Genomic DNA, 22,473 nt, shown 5'->3' with positions numbered 1-22,473 from the left:
CGGCCGGCCCGCGACCCGGCCGGTCCGCGACCCGGCCGGTCCGCGACCCGGCCGGTCCGCGACCCGGCCGGTCCGCGACCCGGCCGGTCCGTATGCCGCCGCTAGCCGCGGAAGCCCAGCAGGCCGTGCAGCGCCGTGCCGCCCGCCGACGGGGGCACCGCGCGGGTGGCCGTGGTCGGCTTCGGAGCCGGCTGGGCGGGGCAGGTCGCGTCCGCGACGCCGCCCGTCCGCAGGTACGCCGCCACCTTCTCGTCCAGGCACTTGTTGCCGCTGAGCGCGACCCCGTGGTTGCCGCCGCCCTCCTCGACCACCAGTGCCGAGCCCTTCAGCTTCCCCTTCATGCTCAGAGCTCCCCCGAACGGGGTCGCCGCGTCGTCCGTCGCCTGGAGGAGCAGGGCCGGCGGGAGGTCGGCGTTGGTCACGTCCGGTGCCACCAGGGGCTCCGTCTGCCAGAACGCGCACGGCGCGTTGTACCAGGCGTTGTTCCAGGTCATGAACGGCGCCTTCGCATGCGTGCGCCACATGTCCGTGCGCCACTGGTTCCAGTCCTTCGGCCAGGCCGAGTCGCGGCACTGCACCGCCGTGTACACGCTGTAGCTGTTGCCCGCGGACGGCTCCACCGCCCCGAACCGCTCGTACGCCGCCACCAGCGGCTTCGGGTCCCCGGCCACCGCGTACGCCGAGAAGGCCTCGGCGAGGACCGGCCAGTAGCCGTTGTAGTAGCCGCCCGGCATGAAGGTGTCCTCCAGCTCCGACGGGCCCACCTTGGCACCCGCCGGTGTCGCACGCAGGGCGTCCCGCATCGCGTACCAGCGCTCCTCGACCCCCGCCGGGTCACTGCCCAGCTTGTACTTCTCGTCGTACTGGGCCACCCAGGCCAGGAAGGCCTTGTGGCGGGCGTCGAAGGCCTGGTCCTGCGCGAGGTTGTCCTCGTACCAGACCCCGCCCGGGTCGACCACGGAGTCCAGGACGAGGCGGTGCACCCGGTCCGGGTGGAGTTTGGCGTACACCGCGCCCAGGTAGGTCCCGTACGAGTAGCCGAAGTAGCTGACCTTCGTCGCGGCGAGGGCGGTGCGCAGCACCTCGATGTCACGGGCGGCCGAGACGGTGCCGATGTAGGGGAGCACGTCCGCGTGCTTGGTCTGGCAGGACTCGGCGAAGGACTTCACCCGCTCCAGGTTGGCCTGCTCGGTCTGCAGGTCGCGCGGGACGGAGTCCGGGCGTACGGGGGTGAAGTGGCCGGGCCCGCAGTCGAGGGTGGGCTCGCTCTTGCCGACGCCCCGGGGGTCGAAGCCGATCACGTCGTACTGCGCGGCCACGTCCTTGGGCAGCGCGGAGGCGATGAACCCGGCCAGGGCCCGGCCGCTGCCGCCGGGCCCGCCGGGGTTGACCAGCAGCGGGCCCTGGGACTTGGCGGCGGTGTGCGGGACCCGGGTCAGGGCCAGGGAGATCTGGCGGCCCGCGGGGTGCTCGTGGTCCAGCGGGACCTTGAGGGAGGCGCACTGCAGCGTGGGGTAGCGCTGGGTCGCACAGCCGGTCCAGCGCAGCGCGGTGGGAGCGGCGGCGGCGCGGGCCGGTGCCGCGGCCGTCGGCGTGGCGCCGGCGGGGCTCGTGACGACGGCGGCCACGGTCGCGGTGGCGATCGAGAGCAGGACGGCGGCGCGCTTCGTGAAGGGGCCGCGCTTCTTCGCGGGGTGCAGCATGGGGCCTCCCAGCCGAGGGTTCTGGGCGGAATCGTCCCGGAAACCGTGCCTGGAAGGCGGGATTGGGCTGCTGATTGGCCCGATGTGATGAGCTTTCAGCGGCCGTACGAGGTCACAGCAGGCTGAGCTGCGTGGGAACGGCGGGCGCGGGCTCGGCCGGACGTTCGGGAACGGCGATCCTGCGGGCTGCGGCCGGCCGGGAGGGGCCGATGCCGAATTCCGCCGCGAGCTCGTGGACTTGCCGGGTGATCTGCCGCTGGTACCAGGTGGGCGCGTACGAACCGCCGGCGTACATCCGCTCGTACCGTTCGACCAGGTGGGGATGGTGGGCCCGCAGCCATGCCGTGAACCACTCGCGGGCGCCCGGCCGCAGATGGAGTACCAGGGGTGTCACGGAGGTCGCCCCGGACCCGGCGACCGCCCGCACGGTGGCCCGCAGCTGCTCGGGGGAGTCCCCGAGGAAGGGAATCACCGGGGCCATCAGCACCCCGCACTCGATCCCGGCGTCGGTGAGGGCCCGTACGGCGGCCAGCCGGGCGGCGGGGGAGGGCGTGCCGGGTTCGACGGTCCGCCACAGGGCGGTGTCGGTGAAGCCGACGGATACGGAGATGCCGATGTCGGTGATCCCGGCGGCCCGCTGCAGGAGGGGGAGGTCGCGCAGGATCAGCGTCCCCTTGGTCAGGATGGAGAAGGGGTTGGCCCGCTCGGTCAGGGCCTCGATGATCCCGGGCATCAGCCGGTAGCGGCCCTCGGCGCGCTGGTAGCAGTCGACGTTGGTGCCCATGGCGATGTGCGCACCGCTCCACCGGTTCGAGCCGAGTTCGCGGCGCAGCACCTCGGGGGCGTTGGTCTTGACGACTATCTGGGAGTCGAAGCCGAGCCCGGTGTCGAGGTCGAGGTAGCTGTGGGTCTTGCGGGCGAAGCAGTACACGCATGCGTGGCTGCAGCCGCGGTACGGGTTGACCGTCCACTCGAACGGCATCCGCGAGGCCCGGGCACCCGGTTGAGCACCGAGCGGGCGCGGACCTCGTGGAAGGTGATCCCGCGGAACTCGGGGGTGTCGAAGGTCCGCGTGACGACGGAGCCGGCCCCGAAGAGCGCCCCTGCGTTCGCCGTGGTCCCGGATCCGTCGGTCAGATTGTCCCAGCGCATGCGCGCCTCCCTCGGTAGCTCGGCCCGAGAATAGAACAAACGTTCCCATGATCGTGCGGACGTCGCAGCGGGCGGTCCGTGCCACGGGTGGCGGGGACGCCACCCCGGTCCTGGTGTTCCGGACGGGTGGGCCCGTCCGGCTCCTCGGGGAAGTGCGGACAGCGCGCAGTGCGATGCCGTCCGGCAGGCCCGGAGCTCCTGCGGGACGGCATCGTTGTCACAGGGGCGTGGAAAAGATCAGGGCTACGCCCACTTCTTGTCCACCTTGATGGTTCCGTCCGCTCGCTTCACGGCCTTCCAGCCGTCGACGTGCTCGCCCTTGTCGGGGCGGTTCTTGTTGCTGTGCGGGGTGGCGTCGAAGTCGTCGTTGAACGTGACCTCGGCGCCGACCGGCTCGTTCTTCAGCAGTTTCTCCGCGACCTGCTTTGCCTCGTAGGAATTCATGTGGGTTCCCTTTCGTTGGCGGATCACGTCGGCGGGCGTCGGCTACTGGTTCGCGAGCCTGAATTGCAGCTCTCGGATTTCTGGGAACAATTCCTTGTTCATGCGGTTGAGCGCCTGCAGGGCGAGTGAATTTCGCTGCAGACTCCTCACCTGGTCGGCGCGCGTGTCCGGGGGGTCCGGCTTGTTGCGCCGGAACATCCCCCGGGGCTCCGGAGCGGGCGGAAGGAGCCTGGCGACAGCCGCGGCGATGCTGCTCTCGTCATCGTGATCGCCGCGCTCGACGGCGGCGACGAAGGTCGGCGCCAGGGCATTCGGAGTTGCGGCGCCATAAGCGCCGGAATCGGCTGGCCCATCGGAAACGCCCGTGCCGTCTGCTCCTTCTTGCGGCGCGCAGGGTGTGTGCGGCGACCGGCGAACGGGCGGCCTACGTCGGCGGGCGCATGCGGAAGTTGTACGACGGGGGGAGCGGGCGGTCCGTCACCCGGGTCCAGACCTCCGAGAGGATCTCGTCGCCCTCGCGGAGGTCGGGCAGTTCGAAGCCCTCCTCGAACACCCGGCGGGCCGCGCCCACATGGCCCTCCGCCGCCAGCAGGCGGGCGGCCAGCAGGCGGAACCGGCCCTCCTCGCGGAGCGCCGGCCGCAGCCGGTCCCACACCGCCCGCGCCGCCGGCAGGCGGCCGGCGGCCAGCTGGGCCGTCATCGCCTCTCGCCCCAGCGCGGACTCCGCGGCCGTCCACGGCTCGCCGCCCCGGCTCTCCTCGGCCAGGTCCGCGAAGGCCTCGGCGAACCGCTGCGCCGCCCGCGCCGGGTCGCCGGCCAGCGCGTCCGCCACCGCCAGGCAGCGCAGCAGCGGCCACCGCGAGGGTGCCAGCGCCAGCCCGCGCTCCCAGCTGCGCACCGCCTGGGCCACATCGCCCGCATGCCACTGCGCCACGCCCAGGTGGTACTCGGTCACCGGATCCGCCGGGGCGGTCTCCAGCATGTCCCGCCAGTGCGGGGCGACCAGGCTGGGCCCCGGCGGCGCCACCCGTCGCGGGGCGGGGAAGACCCCGGTGCGCCACAGCTCCAGCCAGGGCGCCTGCGCCTCGCCGAGCCCCGCCTCCTCGAACGGGGTGCCGGGCAGCTTGTGCCCGCCGCACAGCACCTCCAGCGCGCCCCACCCCGAGCCCGCGGCCAGCCGTTCCCCCGGTTCGGTGTCGGCCGCCCGGCGCCACGCCTCGTACGCCTCCTCGACCCGCTCCCGGGGGAGGGCCGTCGACAGGGCCTTCTCGGCGGAGGACCGGGCCGCCGCCCAGTCGGGGCCGTGCACCGACGCCGGGTCCGCGGCCAGCGGCCCGTACGCCTCCAGCCAGCTGAACTCCGCCCCGGCCTCGAGCCGTACGTGCTCCAGCTGGGTCCGGGCGAGGCCTGCCTGGATCTCGGCGTAGCCGCCGGTCCCGGGCTCGGTCAGCCACTCCTGCCAGCGCCGGCCGCCCTCCCCGGCGCCCCAGACGAACAGCTTGCGTCCGCGCAGCCGGGCCGTGGACGTCTGGACGAGCCCGCGCCCCTCCGCGTCCAGCGAGGCGATCCAGGGCCGGGCCTCGTCCGGGACCTCGTAGAAGAAGTCGGCCGGGTACGTGCTGCGCAGCGGGTACGTGCGGTCCTCGCCCTCCCATTGCGGTACGGGGATCCGCCGCAGGGCCCGCTCGTACCCGAAGTGCCAGGCTTCGTCGGCGGGGGCGAGCACCCGTGTGCCGGGGTCCTCCGGGACGGCGATGTTGGACCACCAGTACACGGGCGCGGGCCGCTCGTGCGGATTGCGGATGCGGACGCCGACGTACAGGAACTCCGATTCCGCCGGCAGCCACAGGTCCACCTGGAACGGCAGGTCGCGCAGCCGCTCCCACTCCCACAGCCGGACCATCACGCCCCCGTCGGGGGCCGGTACGAGCGCGGCGTGCAGCGGGGCGCAGGAGAGGGTGGTGTGGCCGGTCGCGCCGATGTTCCACTCGATGCCGCCCGAGAACCAGGCGCCGTTGAGGGCGAAGTTCGCGGGCTGGAACACCGGGTTGCGGTACAGCAGTTCACGGCCGGTGGGCAGGTGCACGACGGAGTGGACGCGGCCGCCGAGTCCGGGCAGCACGGTGACCCGCAGGTGGGCGTTCTCGATGACGACGGCCTCGAACTCGCGTTCCTGCCTGCGCCGTTGGTATCCGTCCAGCAGACGTACGGGCAGCAGTGAGCGCAGCGGCTCGTAGCCGATCTGCCGGGCCATGTCGCGCGGCAGTCCCTCGCGCGAACGCTCGTCCAACGCGTGCGCGTCGGCGGGGGCGCGCAGGACGGGCAGCGGGTTCTCGGGCCCCAGGGAGGCTGCGGGCAGGGTCAGTACGGCGCGGCGGACGGTGGTGGCCATGCAGGAAATGGAACACGCCACGGCGGCCGGTGCACAGGGGTTCCGCGGATCACCACCGGTCAGGATTGCGCAAAGCCCTGGCCGGAGCGTTACCCGAACGCCCCCACGACGAGGTCGGCGAGCAGCGCCCCCGCCCGCAGGCCCGGATCCAGGTCCGGGTCGTAGATCGTGACGTTGAGCCCGACGCACCGCGGGGATCCCACCAACACGGCGAGCAGCTCGGCCAGTCGCCGGGGGCCAGTCCGCCGGGATCGGGGCTGTCGACGGCCGGCATCACGTCAGGATCCAGTACGTCGGCGTCCAGGTGGACCCAGAACCCGGAGGTGTCCGGCGGATGCAGCCCGTCCAGCGCGGCGCGCGCCACCGGGGCGGCGCCGCGTGCCCGGATGTCCCCCACCGTGGCCGCGGAGATCCCCGCCGCGCGCAGCTCCGGCAGGTCCTGGTCGCCGTCCCGCAGCCCGAAGAGCCGTACGTCCTCGTCCCGGAGGTAGGGGCCGAGCCCCTCCAGGTCGGCGAGACCGGCCTGGCCGCGGCCGGTGGCGAGGGCGAGCTCCTCCCCGGCGGCCGCCCCGACGGGCCCGTTGACGGCCTCGTTGCCGGGGTGGCGGAAGTCGGCGGAGCCGTCGATCGCGGCCAGCCCGTACCGGCCGAGGCGGCGCATGGCGAGAGAGGCGCCGAGCTGGATCGAGCAGTCCCCGCCGAGGACGACGGGGAACTCCCCGTCGCGCAAGTGCGTTTCGATCCGGTCGGCGAGGGCGACGGTGTACGCGGCGAGGGGGCCGGCGTGGAAGACCCCGTCGCCCTCCTTCCAGCTGCCGCGGTCGTAGCGCGGCGGCACCACGACCCCGCCCTCCCGCGCGCCGAGCCGGCTCAGCAGGCCCTGGTCGCGCAGGGCGCCCGCCAGTTTGTAGACACCGGGGACGGTGCCGGGCGCGGACGGGCGCAGACCCAGGTTGGACGGGGCGTCGAGGAGCACCAGGCTTCGCATGCCTTCATCCTGCGCGATCGGCGTCCGGACCACACATTTCGGCGGTGATCGCCCAGCGCTCGTGGTCGCGCCAGGCCCCTTCGACGAAGAGGAAGTCCGGCGAGAACCCCTCCAGCCGGAACCCGGCCCCGCGCACCAGCGCGAGGGAGGCGGCGTTGCCCGGCTGGATGTTGGCCTCCAGCCGGTGCAGTCCCAGGCCGCCCTCGTCCTCGGGGGTGAAGGCGTACCCCACGACCAGCCCCAGCGCCTCCCGGAACAGCCCGCGCCCGGCGGCGTGCGCGAAGGCGCCGTAGCCGAGCGCCCCGCAGTCGAAGGCGCCGCGGACGATGTTGTTGACGTTGACGAACCCGGCGATGGCCCCGGTGGCGCGCTCGCAGACCAGGAACCCCGCCCTGCTCCCGCCCTCGATCAGGCGCGTCGCGTACGGCTCGTACTCCTCGATCGTCGCGGGCGGTGACAGCCACGGGCGGTGGAGGTGCCGGCTCTCGTGCACGTGTGCGGTGAACTCGGGGCCGTCGGCGAGCCGGAACGGCCGCAGGCCGACGTGCTCGCCCTCGCGGAGGTACGCGGAATATGACATCCGCCCAGGCTATGAGGTGTGACAGGATCCCCGGCGTGATCACCGACACGGACACCGAAGAACTGCTGCGCGCGGCGGTACGCAACAACGCCGAGTGGTGCGCGGCGGTCAGCGGTGGCGGCTCGTTCGCGGCCGGCGCATGGACCAGTGCGCGCCGCACCCCGCCCTACTACCCCGACGGCATGACCCTGACCCGGGAGGCCTCGGGGGACGCGCTGCTGGCCGCGATGGACACCGACTCCCCCGGCTGCTCGGTCAAGGACAGCTTCGCCGATCTCGACCTGGCCCCGGCGGGCTTCGAGGTCCTGTTCGGAGCCGAGTGGATCCACCGCCCGCCGGCCGCCCCAGCTCCCGGGGCCTGCGCCCTGACCTGGTCCCGCGTCGCCGACGCCGGGGAGCTGGCCGCCTGGGAGGCGGCCTGGGGCGGCGGGGAGAGCAGCGGCCTGTTCCACCCGGGCCTGCTCACCGAGGAGATCGCCTTCTTCGCCGGCCGGTCCGCCGAGGGCCGCATCGTCGCCGGCGCCGCGGCCAACCGGACGGGCGCCGACAGGACTGGCACGGTCGTCGGCCTCTCCAACGTGTTCACCGCGGACGGCACCCCGGACGACGAGGCCTGGGCGGGCGCCCTCACCACCGTCGCGGACCTCTGGCCCGGCCTTCCGGTCGTCGGCTACGAGTCAGGTGAGGACCTGGCCACCGCCGTCCGCCACGGCTTCGCCCCGCTCGGCCCGCTCCGCGTCTGGCTGCACACGGCGTAGCCCTCCGGCCCTGCCGAAATGGTCGATTCCGCCCGTGCCGGCACCCTGCATCCCTCGCGGCACGGCTGAAGGGACCGGCGCTTCAGCTGGAGGACCGGCGCCTCGGCTTGTGTCGCAAACTCGCCCCCCGACCTCTCCCTGGTGTCGAACTCGCCATGTCACCCTACGAGTTGCGACCCGTCACACCAACGGGAGTCAGCCGAGCCGGGGGGTAGGCCATGGACGAACGCACGTACAGACGTGACGCTTTCATCTCGTACAGCCATCAGCAGGACGTTCCACTCGCCGAGGCGCTGCAACGGGGCCTGCACCGGCTCGCCCGCCCCTGGACGCGCCGGCAGATCGTCAGCGTGTTCCGTGACACCACCAGTCTGGCCGCCGCCAGCGACCTCGGTGCAGCCATCCTCCACGAGCTGGGCCAGTCCAGGTACTTCGTCTACATCGCCTCGCCGGCGGCCGCACAGTCGCGCTGGGTACGCGCCGAGATCGAGTTCTGGCTGGAACACCGCCCCATGGACCACTTCCTCATCGCGGTCAGCGACGGGACGATCGCCTGGGACCCGGACGCCGGCGACTGGGACTGGTCGCGTACGACCTGCCTCCCGGACGTGCTGAGGCGAAAATTCGCCAAAGAGCCGCTCTGGGTGGACCTCACGGCCATCCGCAAGGCCGAGAGGTACTCCTTACGCGACGCCCCGTTCCGTGACACCGTCGCCGCCCTCCTGGCCCGCATCCGGGGGCTCAGCAAGGACGAGGTCGACAGCGAGGACCTCCGTCAGCGCCGCACCGCGGTCCGCATGCTCCGCGGCGCGGTCACGACCCTCTCCTTCCTCCTGGTGACCTCACTGATCGCCGGGCTCTTCGCCTGGCAGCAACGCAACGAGGCCCTGGCCCGCGCCCGTACCTCGGCCTCCCTGGCCCTCGCCGCCCGTGCGCTGGAGATGGCGGCCACCGACCCGCGCAGGGCCGCGCAGTACGCGCTGTACTCCTACGAGACCGAACCGACCGGCGAGGCCGCCCAGGCCCTGGCCCGGGCGGTCGCCGCCAACGACAAGGTGTCGCAGCACATGCAGGGCGGGAACGGCGCCGTGGCCGACTGGCGGGGCGCGGGCAGCATTCCCGCGACCAAGGTCGCGGTGAGCCGGGACGGAAGCACGATGGCCTACTACTCGGCCTTCGACCCCGACGAGAAGGGAGTGGGGGACCGGCACGTCCACCTCTACGACATCCGGGCCCACAAGCCCCTCACGATCATCGACGGCGAGGACTGGCCGAACAGTGGCGGCCCGCTCGAACTGAGCGCCGACGGCCGGCTGCTCGCCAAGGCGGTCTGGCCGAACCGGATAGAGCTGTGGGGCGTGCCCGAAGGCCGGCTGCTGCGGACGATCGCCGCAGGCAACCCCGACGGACTGCCCAACGCCCAGATGGGCTTCCGGGCCTTCGCGCTGTCCCCGGACGGCCGCAGGCTGGCCGCCGCCTTCCACTCCATGCCCGTGGGAGATGACGTGCGCATCACCGTCTGGGACACCGGCACCGGCGCTCCCGTCAGTGAAGGGCGCGCCGCCACCGTCTGGGCCGAGCTCGCCTTCCGCGACGCGAACGAGCTCGTCTACGTCGACGGTGGCGCGAAGACGGTGCGCACGCTCGCCCAGGACGGCAACGCCTGGAGTGAACCGCGCGAACTCGCCGGATACCCCACGACCGAAGCACGCGAGAACGGGGTCCGCCTCACCATCCTCTCGCGGGACGGGGACATGGCCTACGTGGCAGGCGACGACGGCTGGGTCATGGGGGCGAAGGACGGGGACACGGACGAGCTCTGGGACCTGGCCGGCGGCCGGAGGCTGGCGGCCGTCCCCATGGGCGACATCCGGATGACCGACCTGCCCCGGGACAACAACGCGATGGTGGTGGGAGACACCAAGCGGGGAGTCGCCCTGTACGACGCCGCCCTGCGCCAGCGGCGCGTCCTCGGCTCCTTCGCGTTCCCGGCCCTCAGCATCTCGACGTCCGGCGACGGGACCTGGGTGGCCGCGGGCACCCAGGACGGGGCGGTATCCCTGTTCTCCACCGCGAGCCTCCAGGGTGGCGTCGACGTGCCCAACGACGACCGGATCAAGGCCGACGAGCTCACCCCGGACAAGCACCTCGCCTTCCGGAGCAAGGAGGGCGGTACGGACCTCTGGTCGGTCACGGAGGCGGGCGTGCAACGGCTCGGACACATCAACACCTCCGTCGTCCGGGACAAGACCACCAACGACTCCGTGATCGCCAACGGCGACGGCACCCGGGTCGTGGTGGAGAAGGCGGGCACCCTGACCCTCTGGGACCCCAAGACCGGACTCCAGATCGGCCCGCCGGTGACGGACAGCCCGGTGAACCTGCCGCTGTACTTCCTCCCCGACGGCATCCACCTCGTGGGCGCGGGCAACGGGGCGGTCACCGTGACCGACACCAGAACCTGGAAGGTCGTCCAGGAACTCCCCGGCACCAGCGGTGCCGGTGACATCACGTTCAGCGGGGACCGTACGACCCTGGTCATCGGCGACACCAGAGAAGTCACCGTCTTCCGGGTATCCAAGGGGAACCGCCTCAAGAAGGTGCGGAAGACGGCCGCGGTGATGAAGGGCAGCGCCGTCGTCAGCCGGCGCGGGGACAAGGTCGCCACCATCGACGGCGACAACCGCATCACCATCCTGGACGTCGCATCCGGCCGGGTGGTCCAGAGCAGCGCGGTCGCCATCAAGGGCGGTCAGCGGAGCATCGTGTTCAACGGCGACGCCCGCTTCGTCGTCCAGGTCGTCGGCACGGGAAGGGACGCCACCTTCCAGTTCTGGGACGCGCAGACCGGGGAGTCGCGCGGTACCTGGGCCGTGGAGACACAGGTCGTCGGCGACAAGGACACCGTGGAGATGTTCACCGCCTCCGAGGGCGGGATCCTCACCTTCGGCGCCGACGGATCCCTCATGCGCCGCACGATCGACATCGCGGCGTGGCGCCAGGTCCTGTGCAAACTCGTCGCCGACCCCCTCCCCGGGCCCGAGTACGACCGCTACCTCAAGGGGCTGGACGTCACCCTGCCGTGTGGCCGCCACGCCGAGGCATGAGCATCCGGGGAGACTGCCGGTTCCATGCCGTTCAGCGGTCTCCCCGGGCCCGTCCGAGTCCCGCGCCGGGCTTCAGCACCAGCTTCGGTACGTCCGTCCGGTCGATGCCGAACACCTGGACGTACAGGGAGAGTTCCGCCTCCAGTGCCCGGATCATGGTGTCCGCCCGCCGGAAGCCGTGGCCCTCGCCCTCGAAGGCGACGTACGCGTGCGGGACCGGGCGCCCCCGGAGGGCGGCCAGGAAGCGCTCCGCCTGGGCCGGCGGGCAGACCGGGTCCTCCAGTCCCTGGAGCAGCACGAAGGGCGCGGTGATCCGCCCGGCGCGGGCCACCGGTGAGCGCTCGCGGCAGCGTACGGGCAGGGTCTGCGGGGGGCCGGCCAGGCCGTCGATGTAGCGGGACTCCAGGTCGTGGGTCTCCTCGGCGAAGCCCAGCAGGTCCAGCACGGGGTAGATGATCGTCCCGCAGGCGTACAGGTCGGTGGCGGCCAGCGAGGCCGCCGCCGTCCAGCCGCCCGCGCTGGCGCCCCGGATGGCGAGCCGGTCCGGGTCGGCGGTGCCCTCGGCGGCCAGCGCCCGGGCCACCGCCGCACAGTCCTCCACGTCGACGACGCCCCACTGCTCGCGCAGCCGCTCGCGGTAGGCGCGTCCGTAGCCGCTGGAGCCGCCGTAGTTCACCTCGGCCACGCCGATGCCGCGCGAGGTGAAGTAGGCGATGTGCAGGTCGAGTACGGGCGGCACGTGGTCGGTGGGGCCGCCGTGCGCCCACACCACGTACGGGGGCAGTTCGTCGGCCGGGGCCCGGCGCGCGGGGTGGTGCGGCGGGTAGACGTGGGCGTGGATCTCCCGGCCGCCCGGGCCGAGGAAGGTGCGGCTCTGCGGTTCCGGGTAGTACGAGGGGTCCACCGGGTCCACCCCGGCCGCGCCGACCACCCGGGCGTGCCCGTCCCCGGTGTCGAGTTCCACCACCTCGTAGGCGCTGCGCGGGCTGGCGGCGACCCCGTAGACGCGGCTGCCGTGCGCGGCGAGCGTCGGCTGCCAGGCCGTCCACGGCCCTGCGGCGTCCACGAGGTCGCCGCTCTCCGGATCGAGGATGCCGAGCACCGAGGAGCCCTGGCCGTGCAGGACGGCGAGGAGCCCTCCCGGAAGCGGGGCCAGCCAGCTCAGCCCGGGCTTCCACAGCGGGCCGCCGAACTCCTCCTCCCGCGGGCACAGGTTGACGGCCTCGCCGGTCGCCGGATCCACCCGGTACGGGTTCCACCAGCCGCTGCGGTCGCTCACGGCGAGCAGGGCCCCGCCGGGGGTCCACTCCACCTGGGCCACGGACTCCTCGGGACCGCCGAGCACGGTACGGGCCCCGGTCAGCGTCCCGTCGGCCGCGATGCCGGCGAGGCGCACCTCGGTGCCGTCCCACGGCATCCGGGGGTGGTCCCACACCAGCCAGGCGGCGTGCAGCCCGTCGGGGGACAGCCGGGGTCCGGTGGTGAACCGGTGCCGGTCGTCGGTGAGTTCGCGTACGAGGGACCGGTCCTCGGCGGCCGAGCCGTCGAGCGGTACGGATGCCAGCACCCGGCGCACGTCGGTCGGCGCAGGGCCGGTGAACTCCTCGAGCACGCACCAGACCTCACCGCCGCGCAGCACGGGGTCGGCCCAGCGCAGCCCACCGCCGACCGCGGAGACGGGAGTGAGGGGCCGCGGGGCGGGGCCGCCGGGCGCGTCGGGCTCGTACCCGTACATCCGCTGGTCGGCGAAGTGGACGAACACCACCAGGGGCCCGCCCGCGGGCCGTTCGGTGCCCGCCCAGGGCCGGCCGCCGTACTCGGTGACGCGGCTGCGGACGTTCCAGGGGGCGGGCAGCACCGAGGCCTCGGGGCCGCCGTCGGCGGGCCGGCGCACCAGGGTGCGGCGGCCTCCCTCGGCCGGCCGGGGCTCGGTCCACCACACCTCGGGGCCGATGGTTCCGAGGTACTCGGGCCGCCCGTCGAGCGAGGCGGCGACCGCCGCGTCGATGGGCGAGGGCCAGCTGCCGTAGGGTCCGGTCGGGACCGCCATCACCGGCTCCCCCTCACAGGGTCCGCAGGGCGTGGTCGAGGACGCGCACGCCGAAGTGCAGGGCATCGACGGGGACCCGCTCGTCCACGCCGTGGAAGAGGGCCCAGTAGTCGAAGCCGGGCGGAAGCTTCAGCGGGGAGAAGCCGTACCCGGTGATCCCGAGGCGGGAGAACTGCTTGGCGTCGGTGCCGCCCGCCATGCAGAACGGCACCACGTGGCCTTCGGGGTCGAAGCGCTCCACGGACTCGCGCAGGACGGCGAAGGTACGTCCGTCCACGGGGGCTTCGAGGGCCGCCTCGCGGTGGTGGAACTCCCAGGTGACGTCGGGGCCGGTGAGTTCGTCGAGGGTGGCGATGAACTCGGCCTCGCTGCCGGGCAGCATCCGGCCGTCCACGTAGGCGGTGGCCGTTCCCGGGATGACGTTGAGCTTGTAACCGGCGCTGAGCATGGTCGGGTTGGCGCTGTTGCGTACGGTCGCCTCGACGAGGAGGCCGGCCGGGCCGAGCTTGCCGAGGACGGCGTCGAGGTCGAAGCCGCGGGCGCGGGGGTCGACCGACAGGCCCTGGAGGGCGGCGAGCTGGGTGATGCAGGCGGCGACGGTGGCGGTGAGCCGGACGGGCCAGCGGTATTCGCCGATCCGGCCCACGGCGGCGGCGAGCCGGCTGACGGCATTGGCCCGGTTGGGCTTGGAGCCGTGGCCGGTCGTGCCGTGGGCGGTCAACTTCAGCCAGGCGGTGCCGCGTTCGCCGGCCGCGATCGGGTAGAGGGCCTGACCGGGGCCGTTGTGCAGGGTGAAGGCGCCGGACTCGCTCAGGCCCTCCGTGCAGCCCTCGAAGAGGTGCGGGTGCCGGTCGGCGAGGAATCCCGAGCCGTCGACCGCGCTGTCCTCCTCGTCCGCGGTGTAGGCGATCACGATGTCGCGGCGCGGCCGCCAGTGCTGCCCTCTCTCGGCTGCGCGCGCCCAGGCGCGTACGACGGCCAGCACCATCGCGTCCATGTTCTTCATGTCGACGGCGCCGCGGCCCCAGACCACCCCGTCGCGGATCTCGCCGGAGAAGGGGTCCACGCTCCAGTCGGCGGCCTCGGCGGGGACCACGTCGAGGTGGCCGTGGACGAGCAGGGCCTCGGCGGCGGGGTCGGTGCCCTCGATCCGGGCCACCACGTTGGTGCGGCCGGGTGTGCGTTCGAGCAGGACCGGCTCGAGGCCGGCTGCGGCGAGCCGCTCGGCGACGTACTCGGCGGCGGGGCGCTCGCGGCAGTCGCCGCCGCCGCGGTTCGTGGTGTCGATGCGGATCAGGTCGGAGGTGAACTCGACGGCTTCGTCGAGTGCCACCCGGTCGACGGGGGACTCGTCGGCGGAGGGCTCCCCGGTGGGGCTCTCCCCGGCCGGGCGCTGGGGGGTGACTGCGGGCATGTCAGCCATACTGCTCCTCCACGGCTGCCGAGACGACCGTCGTGACCGCCTTGAAGGTCCGGATCCCCTCGTACATCGTCTCGCTGGTGTACGCGACCCTGCGTTCCCCGGAGCGTTCGACGCCCGGGACGACGGTGGCGGCCATCGCCAGGTGCTCGGCGTCGAACTCCAGCTCCACGGTGTACGGCCCGCCGGGCACGGGTTCCCGGCGTACGGCGAGGGCCGCGGCCTCCTTGGCGGCGGCCCGGATGTCGGCGGCGGTACGGGCCGGGGTGCGGCAGACGGCGGCGTAGCGGGAGACGTGGTCCTTGACGGCGACCTTCACCGCGTCCGGCGCGTAGCCGTCGGCGTCGACGCAGGTCAGGTCGTCGCCGGTGACGAGGACAACCGGTACTCCGTACTCGGCGACGACGTGGGCGTTGAGCAGTCCCTCGCCGGCGCGGGTCCCGTTCAGCCAGACCCCGGTGATGGAGTTGGCGAGGTAGGTGTGGGCGAGGACGCCCGGCGTTCCGGCGCCGGTGTGGTAGCCGACGAACGCGATGCCGTCGACGTCGCCGTGCTGGACGCCCTCGACCATGGTGAGGGACTTGTGGCGGCCCGTGAGCATCTCGGCGCGCTCGTCGAGCTGTTCGAGCAGCAGGTTGCGCATGGTCCAGTGGGCCTCGTTGACGAGGACCTGGTCGGCGCCGCCGTCGAAGAAGCCGAGTACGGCCGCGTTCACGTCGGAGGTGAACAGGTGGCGGCAGCGCTCCCACTCGGGTGTGCCGGGCAGGACGTCGGCGGGCCAGGTGACGCCCGTGGCGCCTTCCATGTCGGCGGAGACGAGGATCTTCATCGGGCCCCCCGGGCGGTCGGCTGCCACGGCGCGGCCGACACGGACGGAGCCGTCCACGCAGGCTTCCACCCTAGCCGCCCGGGCCCGCTCCGGCCGGGGGCCACGCCCGGGCGCCGGCCCCCCGGTGACATCGGGCGACGCCCGGAGGGTCCCCGGCGCCGCCGCCGGGAGGTCACGCCGGGGCCGGGGGCTCACCTCCGCCGGGAAATCCACCCGATCCGGTGAGCCCCCCGGCGTGGCCGGCGGGGCAACGGCCTTGCTCAGCCCTCGACTTCGGCGGCCAGGTTGGCCAGCAGGGTGTCGTAGATCCGGCCGAGGCCCTTGGGGGCGAAGGTGCGCTCGAAGAAGCCTCCGATGCCGCCGGCGCCGTTCCAGACGGTGGTGACCACGGCCTTGGACTTGCCCTCGCCGGCCGGGGTGACGACCCAGGTGGTGACCATGGTGGAGTTGCGGTCCTTCTCCACGAGCTGGCCGTCGGTGGGCTCGGTGACCTCCAGCAGGCAGTCGCGCACGCGCTTGCTGGTGGCCTGGAGCTTCCAGTGGACGAGGGTGCCCTCGCCGTCGCCGCCCTCGCGCACCTCGTACTCGCTGAAGTGCTCGGGCAGCAGCTTCCCCCGGGTCCCGGTGTAGTCCGCCAGCGCGTCGAACACGGTCTCCGCGTCGGCCGCGATGATCCGCTCCGTGGTGGCCTCGACCTGCGCCATAGCTGTTCCTCCAGCAGTTGTGTCCGCTCTTCGCGGCAAGCCAACCACCTCCGGGGCAACGGCCCAAATCCGGGTCAGAGGTGACGATCAGGCACGGGCCAGGATTTCGCCGTTCAGGACCGAGAACCAGGCGTCCGGGGCCGTGCCCCAGCGCTGCCAGGCCTCGGAGATGGCGGACAGTTCGGCCGCGGTCGCGTGGCCGCCGCCCGTCGCGCGGGAGGCGTACGCCGAGGCCGTCGTACGGTCCGCCCACAGCGAGGACCACCACGCCGTCTCCTCGGGAGTGGCGTAGCACCAGGCCGTCGCCGACGAGGACACCTCCGTGAAGCCCGCCGCCCTGGCCCAGGACAGCAGGCGGCGCCCGGCGTCCGGTTCGCCGCCGTTCGCGCGGGCCACCCGGCGGAACAGGCCCTGCCACTGGTCCAGGCCCGGCTCCGCCGGGTACCAGGTCATCGCCGCGTAGTCCGCGTCGCGGGCGGCCACGATGCCGCCCGGCCGGCACACCCGCCGCATCTCGCGCAGCGCCTGCACCGGGTCGCCGACGTGCTGCAGCACCTGGTGGGCGTGGACCACGTCGAACGAGTCGTCCGGGAAGTCCAGCGCGTGGACGTCCGCGACGGCGAAGGTGACCGCCCCGGCCAGGCCGCGCTGCGCCACGTACTCCGCGGCCTGCTCCAGGACGTCCTGCGCGGCGTCGACCGCCGTCACCCGGCCGCCCGGCGCGACCAGTTCCGCCAGGTCCGCCGTGATCGTGCCCGGGCCGCAGCCCACGTCCAGGACCGACATCCCCGGCCGCAGCTCGCCGATCAGGTAGGCCGCCGAGTTCGCGGCGGTGCGCCAGCGGTGCGAGCGCAGAACGGATTCGTGGTGCCCGTGCGTGTAGACAGCTGTTTCCCTGGCACTCATGACCCGACTCCTCCTCGTCGTTGAAGCGATGTGATCACCGTAGGGGATGGGTTCGGGATATGAGACCTGTGTTTTGACATGTGGACAACCCTCTTGTGCTGCAAGGGAACCGGGCGGGACAGTGGCAGGGAAATGCAGGTGCGAGGACAGTGGGCTCCAGGGGAGGGATCCTCTGGCCGAGGACGGTGGGAGCCATGCCGGACACGCTGCTCGAGCACCACGCCGAGGCCCTGCGGCTCTTCGGCGAGCGGGTGCGCGCCGTCGCGGACGGCCAATGGGACGCCCCGACCCCCTGCACGGAATGGACCGTGCGCGACCTGGTCAACCACGTCACCGGCGAGCAGCTCTGGATCCCGCCGATGGTCACCGACGGGCGCACGGTCGAGGAGATCGGCGACGCGTTCTCCGGCGACGTGCTCGGCGAGGACCCGGCCGGCGCATGGGAGCGGGCGGCGGGCGCCGCGCACGCCGCATTCACCGCGCCCGGCGCGCTGGACCGCACGGTCAGGCTCTCGTACGGGCCCGCGCCGGGCCGGGCCTACTGCGCGGAGCTGACCGCCGACTGCGTCGTGCACACCTGGGACCTGTCGCGGGGCATCGGTGCCGACGACCGGCTCCCGGACGGCCTGGTCGAGTTCGCCCTCAAGGAGGTCATGCCGTACGCCGACGGGCTCGCGGCCGGCGGGATGTTCGCCGCGCCGCTGGACGTGCCGGCGGGCGCGGACGCCCAGACCCGCCTACTGGCCCTGGTGGGCCGAGAGGGCTGAGCCTCCGCGTCGCCCGCCGTCGCCCTCCGGCCCCCGGCGGGCGACAACAGGCGTAGCCCCGCAAATAACCGTATAAAGGGCATGGTCGGTCGGCGGGACGTACGGAGTCGGCAGCACGTACGGAACGGGGAAGGCAGGGCGGCGAGGTGTCGGGGATGCAGCGCACGGCGGAGGGCCGGGGTCCGGTCCGGTACGGGCCGCCCGCGCCCCAGCCCGGCCTGCCCGTGCTGCCCGAGCTGACCGCCGTGATCGCCGCGGCCGCCGAACGGTCCGCCCCCGAACCCCCGGGCGGCGGCGAGCCCGTACGCGAGGCCGCGTGCCGGCACTGGGGAAGGCGAGGGCTGCCCACCGAGCCGGAGAACGTGGCCGCCGGGCCCGGCGCACCCGCCCTGCTGCTGGCGCTGCTCGGCGCGTACGGGGGCGACGTCATGCTGCCCCGGCCGTGTCCCGCCTGGTGGACACCGCAGGTCCGGCTGCTGGGACGGCGGGCCTACCACGTGCCGACCCCGGCCGAGTGCGGGGGCATCCCGGATCCGTACGCCCTGCTGGAGACCGTACGGCGGGTGCGCGTCGAGGGCGGCGACCCGCGGGTGCTGCTGCTGTCAGTCGCCGACGACCCGACGGCGACCGTGCCCCCGCCCGAAATGCTGCGCGAGGCCTGCGAGGCCGCCGGGGACGCCGGGCTGTTCGTCGTCAGCGACGAGAGCTGGCGCGACACCGTCCACCGGCCGCACGACACCTTCGTCCTGAGCCCGGCCGAGATGCTGCCCGACTCGGCCGCCGTGCTCCTCGACCTGTCCGGTGCGCTGCTGCCCGCAGGGTGGCCCGCCGCCGTGGCCCGCTTCCCCGGCACCCCGCGCGGCACCTGGCTGCGGGCACGCACCCTCGACATCCTCACCGCGACCGGAGCCCTGGTCGCGGGCCCGGTCGCCGGGGCCGCGGCGCACGCGCTCGACGAGCCCGACGCGGTCGCCGGGCGCGCCCATGCCGCGGCCACGCTGCACGGGGTGGTCGCCGCCGCGGCCCACCGGGAGCTGCTGGCCGTCGGGGCCCTCGCGCGGCCGCCGCAGGCCGGGCGGCACCTGTACGCCGACCTGACCCCGCTGCGCGCCGGGCTGGCGCGCCGCGGGGTCCGCGACGCCATGGAACTGGAGGACTACCTGGGAGGCCGGCTCGGCGCACCCACCCCCGGCGGACAGCGCTTCGCGGACGACCTGGGCGCGCTGCGGGTCCGCCTGTCGACCGGTCCGCTGCTCGGCGCCACCCCGCAGGAGCGGCTCGCCGCACTCACCGCGCGCGACCCCCTCGCGCTCCCGCACATACGGCGCTCCCTGGACCTCCTCGGATCGGTCCTGGCCGGGCTGGCTTCCTGACCGACTTGCGCCGACCGACGCGACGAGCCCGCTGTGCGGTGAACGGAGAGCTCTTGATGAGGGACGAGACGCACACCCCGACGGCCCCCGGCCGGGCAGACCCCGCGGCGAGCGCCCGGGCTGCCGCGGTACGGCCCGGCCCCGCCGCCCCGCGGCCGGCGCCCCGGCCCGCGTCCCGGGGGAGCTCAGCCCCCGGCTCCGGTTCCGGAGATCGCGGTGTGCCGCGGGCGTTGGGGGAGGTACGCAGCTGGCCGCGCTCCTTCGCCGATCGGCTGACCACGCCGCTGCCCGGGGTGCGGGCCTTCGCCCGCCTCGCGCGCGAGGGCGCGTTCCGGCCCGGCCCCGACGGGCTGCGGGGCATCCCCGACCTCCCGTACGCCCCCGCCCCGCTGCCCGCGGCCGGCGCCGGGACGCTCTGCGCCACCTGGGCGGGACATGCCAGCTGGGTGCTGCGGGTCGGCGGGCTGACCGTACTGACCGACCCCGTCTGGTCCCGGCGCATCCTCGGCACGCCGGCGCGGATGACCCCGGTCGGGGTCCGCTGGGAGGAACTGCCGCCGGTGGACGCGGTGGTGATCAGCCACAACCACTACGACCACCTCGACGCCCCCACCCTCAAGCGGCTGCCCCGGCACACCCCGCTCTTCGTCCCGGCCGGTCTGGCCCGCTGGTGCCGGCGGCGCGGCTTCACCCGGGTCACGGAGCTCGACTGGTGGGAGTGCGCGGAACTGGGCGGCGTACGTTTCGACTTCGTCCCGGCGCACCACTGGTCCAAGCGGTCGCTGCTCGACACCTGCCGGACGCTGTGGGGCGGCTGGGTGCTGACCGACACGCGGGCCGCGACGCCGAGGAGCGTGTACTTCGCGGGCGACACGGGGTACGGGCACTGGTTCGGGGAGATCGGGCGGCGTCATCCGGGGATCGACCTGGCCCTGTTGCCGATCGGCGCGTACGCGCCGAGGTGGTGGCTGAGCGATGTCCATGCGGATCCGGAGGAGGCGGTTCAGGCTTGCCTGGACGTGGGGGCGCGGCGGATGGCGCCGATGCACTGGGGGACGTTCGTGCTTTCCGCCGAGCCGGTGATGGAGCCGTTGCAGCGGGTGCGGGAGGCGTGGGGCCGGGCCGGGCTGGCTCGGGCGGACCTGTGGGACCTGCCGATCGGGGGCTCCCGGGCCCTCTAGCCCGGCAGGCTGCAGAGGGCGGTCAATGGCTGCGCAACCGGCGCCAGAGAGCGGGAGCCGTGCTGATCAGGAGGGTGAGGGCCACCGCCAGGGCCACGCCCTTCCAGGGTTCCGAGAACAGGGAGCCGCCCAGGATGCCGATCAGGCCGTACGTCGCCGCCCAGGCCAGGCACGCCGGGGCGTCGCCGCGGGCGAACCGGCGCAGGGGGAGGCGGGCCAGCAGGCAGGCCAGCATCACAGGGATGCGGCCCGCCGGTACCAGCCGGGAGACCACCAGGACCAGGACCCCGTGTTCGTCCAGCTTGCGCTGCGCCTGCGCAAGGCGCTCGGGCGTCGCCCGCCCGCGCAGCGTCTCCAGCCAGCGCGAGCCGTTGCGGGACGCCACGCCCCGCTGCCCCAGCCAGTACAGGGCCACGTCCCCGGTGAACGCGGCCACCGCCGCCACCGCGAACACCAGCAACAGCCCGAAGGGCAGTGACTGGTGATGGAACGCCACCACCGCTGCCGTGCTCACCAGCGCCCCCGTCGGGATCACCGGCACCAGCGCCCCCAGTGCCACCAGTACGAACAGCGCCGGGTAGCCCACCGCCTGCTGCGTCGTCTCCGGCGGTACCTGGCCGGCCCCGGCCCCGGCCCCGGCCCCCACCCCCGCCGCCACCAGCTCGCGCCACGTCACGGCAGCCGCACCCGCTCGCCGTGGTCCGGCACCCGTACCGTCACCTTCGGTGCCAGCTGCCGGGCCCGCCGTACGAACTCCTCGCCCGGCGCGTGGAATTCGTGCGGCCGCACCGCGTCCAGTCCGATGGGCCAGTACGTCCCGTAGTGCACCGGCACCGCCGCCGCCGGGGCCAGCGCGGCCAGTGCCTGCGCCGCCCGGCCCGCGTCCAGGTGCCCCGGCCCCAGGTACGGGCCCCAGCCGCCGACCGGCAGCAGCGCCACGTCCACCGGCCCGACCTCCTCGGCCATTGCGTCGAACAGCCCGGTGTCCCCGGCGAAGTACGTCCGCGCCGCGCCCTGGACCACGTACCCGAGCGCCGGCGTGAGATGCGGCCCGAACGGCAGCCGCCGCCCGTCGTGCCGCGCACTGACCGCCCGCACCCGTACGCCTGCCCGTACGCCGACCTCGTCGCCCGGAGCCATCTCCGTGACCGCCAGCCCGCGCACCCCCGCGACCCGCGCCAGCCCCGGCACGGCCCGGGGCGCCCCGCGCGGCACCAGCAGCCTGGTCCCGGGCGCCAGCCGGGCCAGCGACGGCAGGTGCAGATGGTCGGCATGCAGGTGGGACACCAGCACCGCGTCCGCCTCGGCCGCCTCCGGCGGGGGCGGCGCCCCGCGCCGTCGCCGCAGATGCGCCAGCCGCCGGGCGAACAGCGGATCCGTCAGCAGCCGCACCCCGGAGTCCTCGACCGTGCACGTGGCATGCCCCCACCAGGTGATCTCCACCGGCACCCGGCCTCCCCGTCGCTCGTGCGTAACCGGCCCCTTGGAGCCTAGATCCTGCCCCGCCCCCGCGCCCGGAACCGGAGGCCGCCGCCCCCTCCTCCCGGGCGGCGGATCGGAGTAGGGTCGGGCGGCATGGATGAGCTGCGCGTGGCCGCGATCGCCAGCCTGGCCCCGCTCGAGGATCTGGACACCGACCCCTTCGCCGTCGACACCCGGAGCCAGCACGCCATGTGCGCCCGCTGGGCCGCCGGCCAGGGCTACGTCGTGACGAGGGAGCTGCTCTTCTACGGGCTGCGCGCCGACCACTGCGGGCTCTGGTGCGACGTCGAAGCCGGCCAGGTCGACCTGTTCGTCGCCCCCAACCACCGGGTCCTGGCCCGCGCGCTGCGCTCCGTCGAGGAGTTCACCGCCGAGTGCGAGCGGCGCGGAGTACGGCTCGAGACCGCCGGGCTCGCCGAGCCGCAGTACACCTCCGCCATGAAGGCCGAGGTGCACCGCCGGCTGTCCATGCCGACCGCCGGCTACGACGGCACGTAGGCTCCCGCCCGACGGCCGCGCGCCCCGGCTCCCGGCGCCGTGCGTTCCGTACGTCCGTGCGCCACCCCCGTCATCCGGCCCCCGCCGCCGCCCTGTGCGACGCTGGAGGGTGCGGCGCGGACCGCGGGTCCGGGGGAGA

17 protein-coding genes and 2 pseudogenes are annotated in these 22,473 nt (G+C 74.0%); 6 read left to right on the top strand and 13 right to left on the bottom strand.

What is annotated here, in order from left to right:
* Positions 1 to 101: 101 nt before the first annotated feature.
* The 6 genes and pseudogenes from AB5J51_RS09780 to AB5J51_RS09755 all read right to left on the bottom strand — a co-directional run bounded on the left by AB5J51_RS09780 (position 102) and on the right by AB5J51_RS09755 (position 7,259).
* Entirely contained in the window at positions 102 to 1,703 is a 1,602-nt protein-coding gene (locus tag AB5J51_RS09780) for an alpha/beta hydrolase (RefSeq protein WP_053786619.1), read from the bottom strand.
* Between the two features lie 112 nt (positions 1,704 to 1,815).
* Positions 1,816 to 2,855, bottom strand: a pseudogene (locus AB5J51_RS09775) (Rv2578c family radical SAM protein).
* Between the two features lie 243 nt (positions 2,856 to 3,098).
* Entirely contained in the window at positions 3,099 to 3,299 is a 201-nt protein-coding gene (locus tag AB5J51_RS09770) for a hypothetical protein (RefSeq protein ID WP_133896442.1), read from the bottom strand.
* 424 nt (positions 3,300 to 3,723) lie between these two features.
* Positions 3,724 to 5,691: a DUF5107 domain-containing protein gene (locus AB5J51_RS09765; RefSeq protein WP_369777448.1), complete on the bottom strand. Its 1,968-nt coding sequence runs from the start codon at positions 5,689 to 5,691 to the stop codon at positions 3,724 to 3,726.
* A gap of 89 nt (positions 5,692 to 5,780) precedes the next feature.
* Positions 5,781 to 6,679 (bottom strand): annotated as a pseudogene (locus AB5J51_RS09760) (arginase family protein).
* Between the two features lie 4 nt (positions 6,680 to 6,683).
* Complete coding sequence (locus tag AB5J51_RS09755; RefSeq protein ID WP_053786613.1) at positions 6,684 to 7,259, bottom strand: GNAT family N-acetyltransferase; 576 nt, start codon at positions 7,257 to 7,259, stop codon at positions 6,684 to 6,686.
* Between the two features lie 11 nt (positions 7,260 to 7,270).
* Between AB5J51_RS09755 and AB5J51_RS09750 the strand changes: the two genes are divergently transcribed.
* Both AB5J51_RS09750 and AB5J51_RS09745 read left to right on the top strand, forming a co-directional pair.
* Complete coding sequence (locus AB5J51_RS09750; protein WP_369777447.1) at positions 7,271 to 8,017, top strand: hypothetical protein; 747 nt, start codon at positions 7,271 to 7,273, stop codon at positions 8,015 to 8,017.
* A gap of 218 nt (positions 8,018 to 8,235) precedes the next feature.
* Positions 8,236 to 11,124 carry a toll/interleukin-1 receptor domain-containing protein gene (locus AB5J51_RS09745; protein ID WP_369777446.1) on the top strand — a complete coding sequence of 963 codons (2,889 nt, stop codon included), beginning with the start codon at positions 8,236 to 8,238 and terminating at the stop codon, positions 11,122 to 11,124.
* Positions 11,125 to 11,155: 31 nt separating this feature from the next.
* Here AB5J51_RS09745 and AB5J51_RS09740 read toward each other — a convergent pair whose 3' ends face one another.
* From AB5J51_RS09740 to AB5J51_RS09720, 5 genes are all read right to left on the bottom strand, one after another.
* A complete protein-coding gene (locus AB5J51_RS09740) occupies positions 11,156 to 13,174 on the bottom strand; it encodes a prolyl oligopeptidase family serine peptidase (RefSeq protein WP_369777445.1) in 2,019 nt (672 codons plus the stop codon).
* Positions 13,175 to 13,187: 13 nt separating this feature from the next.
* Positions 13,188 to 14,588 carry a M20/M25/M40 family metallo-hydrolase gene (locus AB5J51_RS09735; RefSeq protein ID WP_053786609.1) on the bottom strand — a complete coding sequence of 467 codons (1,401 nt, stop codon included), beginning with the start codon at positions 14,586 to 14,588 and terminating at the stop codon, positions 13,188 to 13,190.
* Between the two features lies 1 nt (position 14,589).
* On the bottom strand, positions 14,590 to 15,423 hold the full coding sequence (locus tag AB5J51_RS09730) for a M55 family metallopeptidase (protein ID WP_136224511.1): 834 nt from the start codon (positions 15,421 to 15,423) through the stop codon (positions 14,590 to 14,592).
* A 260-nt stretch (positions 15,424 to 15,683) separates the two neighbouring features.
* Positions 15,684 to 16,127, bottom strand: a complete 444-nt coding sequence (locus AB5J51_RS09725) for an SRPBCC family protein (RefSeq protein WP_053689660.1) — start codon at positions 16,125 to 16,127, stop codon at positions 15,684 to 15,686.
* Positions 16,128 to 16,214: 87 nt separating this feature from the next.
* Positions 16,215 to 17,033 (bottom strand): class I SAM-dependent methyltransferase, encoded by an 819-nt coding sequence (locus tag AB5J51_RS09720; protein WP_369777444.1) that lies wholly within the window; start codon positions 17,031 to 17,033, stop codon positions 16,215 to 16,217.
* 194 nt (positions 17,034 to 17,227) lie between these two features.
* On the opposite strand from AB5J51_RS09720, the gene AB5J51_RS09715 reads away from it, so the two are divergent.
* From AB5J51_RS09715 to AB5J51_RS09705, 3 genes are all read left to right on the top strand, one after another.
* Positions 17,228 to 17,800, top strand: a complete 573-nt coding sequence (locus AB5J51_RS09715) for a TIGR03086 family metal-binding protein (RefSeq protein ID WP_136224409.1) — start codon at positions 17,228 to 17,230, stop codon at positions 17,798 to 17,800.
* A gap of 155 nt (positions 17,801 to 17,955) precedes the next feature.
* A complete protein-coding gene (locus AB5J51_RS09710) occupies positions 17,956 to 19,173 on the top strand; it encodes an aminotransferase class I/II-fold pyridoxal phosphate-dependent enzyme (protein ID WP_369777443.1) in 1,218 nt (405 codons plus the stop codon).
* A gap of 56 nt (positions 19,174 to 19,229) precedes the next feature.
* Complete coding sequence (locus AB5J51_RS09705; protein ID WP_369777442.1) at positions 19,230 to 20,354, top strand: MBL fold metallo-hydrolase; 1,125 nt, start codon at positions 19,230 to 19,232, stop codon at positions 20,352 to 20,354.
* A 22-nt stretch (positions 20,355 to 20,376) separates the two neighbouring features.
* Here AB5J51_RS09705 and AB5J51_RS09700 read toward each other — a convergent pair whose 3' ends face one another.
* Entirely contained in the window at positions 20,377 to 21,000 is a 624-nt protein-coding gene (locus AB5J51_RS09700; protein WP_133899661.1) for a DedA family protein, read from the bottom strand.
* Positions 21,001 to 21,026: 26 nt separating this feature from the next.
* Positions 21,027 to 21,803 (bottom strand): MBL fold metallo-hydrolase, encoded by a 777-nt coding sequence (locus AB5J51_RS09695; protein WP_369777441.1) that lies wholly within the window; start codon positions 21,801 to 21,803, stop codon positions 21,027 to 21,029.
* A gap of 126 nt (positions 21,804 to 21,929) precedes the next feature.
* Between AB5J51_RS09695 and AB5J51_RS09690 the strand changes: the two genes are divergently transcribed.
* The gene (locus AB5J51_RS09690) at positions 21,930 to 22,334 is read left to right on the top strand and encodes a hypothetical protein (protein WP_133896430.1); all 405 of its coding nucleotides are present in this window, start codon (positions 21,930 to 21,932) and stop codon (positions 22,332 to 22,334) included.
* The last annotated feature ends 139 nt before the right edge of the window (positions 22,335 to 22,473 follow it).

The sequence above is a fragment of the Streptomyces sp. R33 genome (genome assembly GCF_041200175.1).
Lineage (GTDB): Bacteria > Actinomycetota > Actinomycetes > Streptomycetales > Streptomycetaceae > Streptomyces > Streptomyces katrae_B.
Note: the sequence above shows the minus strand (reverse complement) of the source record. Positions and strands in the feature narration are given on the sequence as shown.

Bases quoted from the DNA above. Each gene is read 5' to 3' on its own strand.
- AB5J51_RS09705 (WP_369777442.1), top strand. From the start codon at position 19,230: ATGAGGGACGAGACGCACACCCCGACGGCCCCCGGCCGGGCAGACCCC.
- AB5J51_RS09720 (WP_369777444.1), bottom strand. From the start codon at position 17,033: ATGAGTGCCAGGGAAACAGCTGTCTACACGCACGGGCACCACGAATCC.
- AB5J51_RS09735 (WP_053786609.1), bottom strand. From the start codon at position 14,588: ATGCCCGCAGTCACCCCCCAGCGCCCGGCCGGGGAGAGCCCCACCGGG.
- AB5J51_RS09780 (WP_053786619.1), bottom strand. From the start codon at position 1,703: ATGCTGCACCCCGCGAAGAAGCGCGGCCCCTTCACGAAGCGCGCCGCC.
- AB5J51_RS09710 (WP_369777443.1), top strand. From the start codon at position 17,956: ATGCAGCGCACGGCGGAGGGCCGGGGTCCGGTCCGGTACGGGCCGCCC.
- AB5J51_RS09765 (WP_369777448.1), bottom strand. From the start codon at position 5,691: ATGGCCACCACCGTCCGCCGCGCCGTACTGACCCTGCCCGCAGCCTCC.
- AB5J51_RS09740 (WP_369777445.1), bottom strand. From the start codon at position 13,174: ATGGCGGTCCCGACCGGACCCTACGGCAGCTGGCCCTCGCCCATCGAC.
- AB5J51_RS09770 (WP_133896442.1), bottom strand. From the start codon at position 3,299: ATGAATTCCTACGAGGCAAAGCAGGTCGCGGAGAAACTGCTGAAGAAC.
- AB5J51_RS09755 (WP_053786613.1), bottom strand. From the start codon at position 7,259: ATGTCATATTCCGCGTACCTCCGCGAGGGCGAGCACGTCGGCCTGCGG.
- AB5J51_RS09715 (WP_136224409.1), top strand. From the start codon at position 17,228: ATGCCGGACACGCTGCTCGAGCACCACGCCGAGGCCCTGCGGCTCTTC.
- AB5J51_RS09725 (WP_053689660.1), bottom strand. From the start codon at position 16,127: ATGGCGCAGGTCGAGGCCACCACGGAGCGGATCATCGCGGCCGACGCG.
- AB5J51_RS09750 (WP_369777447.1), top strand. From the start codon at position 7,271: ATGAGGTGTGACAGGATCCCCGGCGTGATCACCGACACGGACACCGAA.
- AB5J51_RS09745 (WP_369777446.1), top strand. From the start codon at position 8,236: ATGGACGAACGCACGTACAGACGTGACGCTTTCATCTCGTACAGCCAT.
- AB5J51_RS09690 (WP_133896430.1), top strand. From the start codon at position 21,930: ATGGATGAGCTGCGCGTGGCCGCGATCGCCAGCCTGGCCCCGCTCGAG.
- AB5J51_RS09730 (WP_136224511.1), bottom strand. From the start codon at position 15,423: ATGAAGATCCTCGTCTCCGCCGACATGGAAGGCGCCACGGGCGTCACC.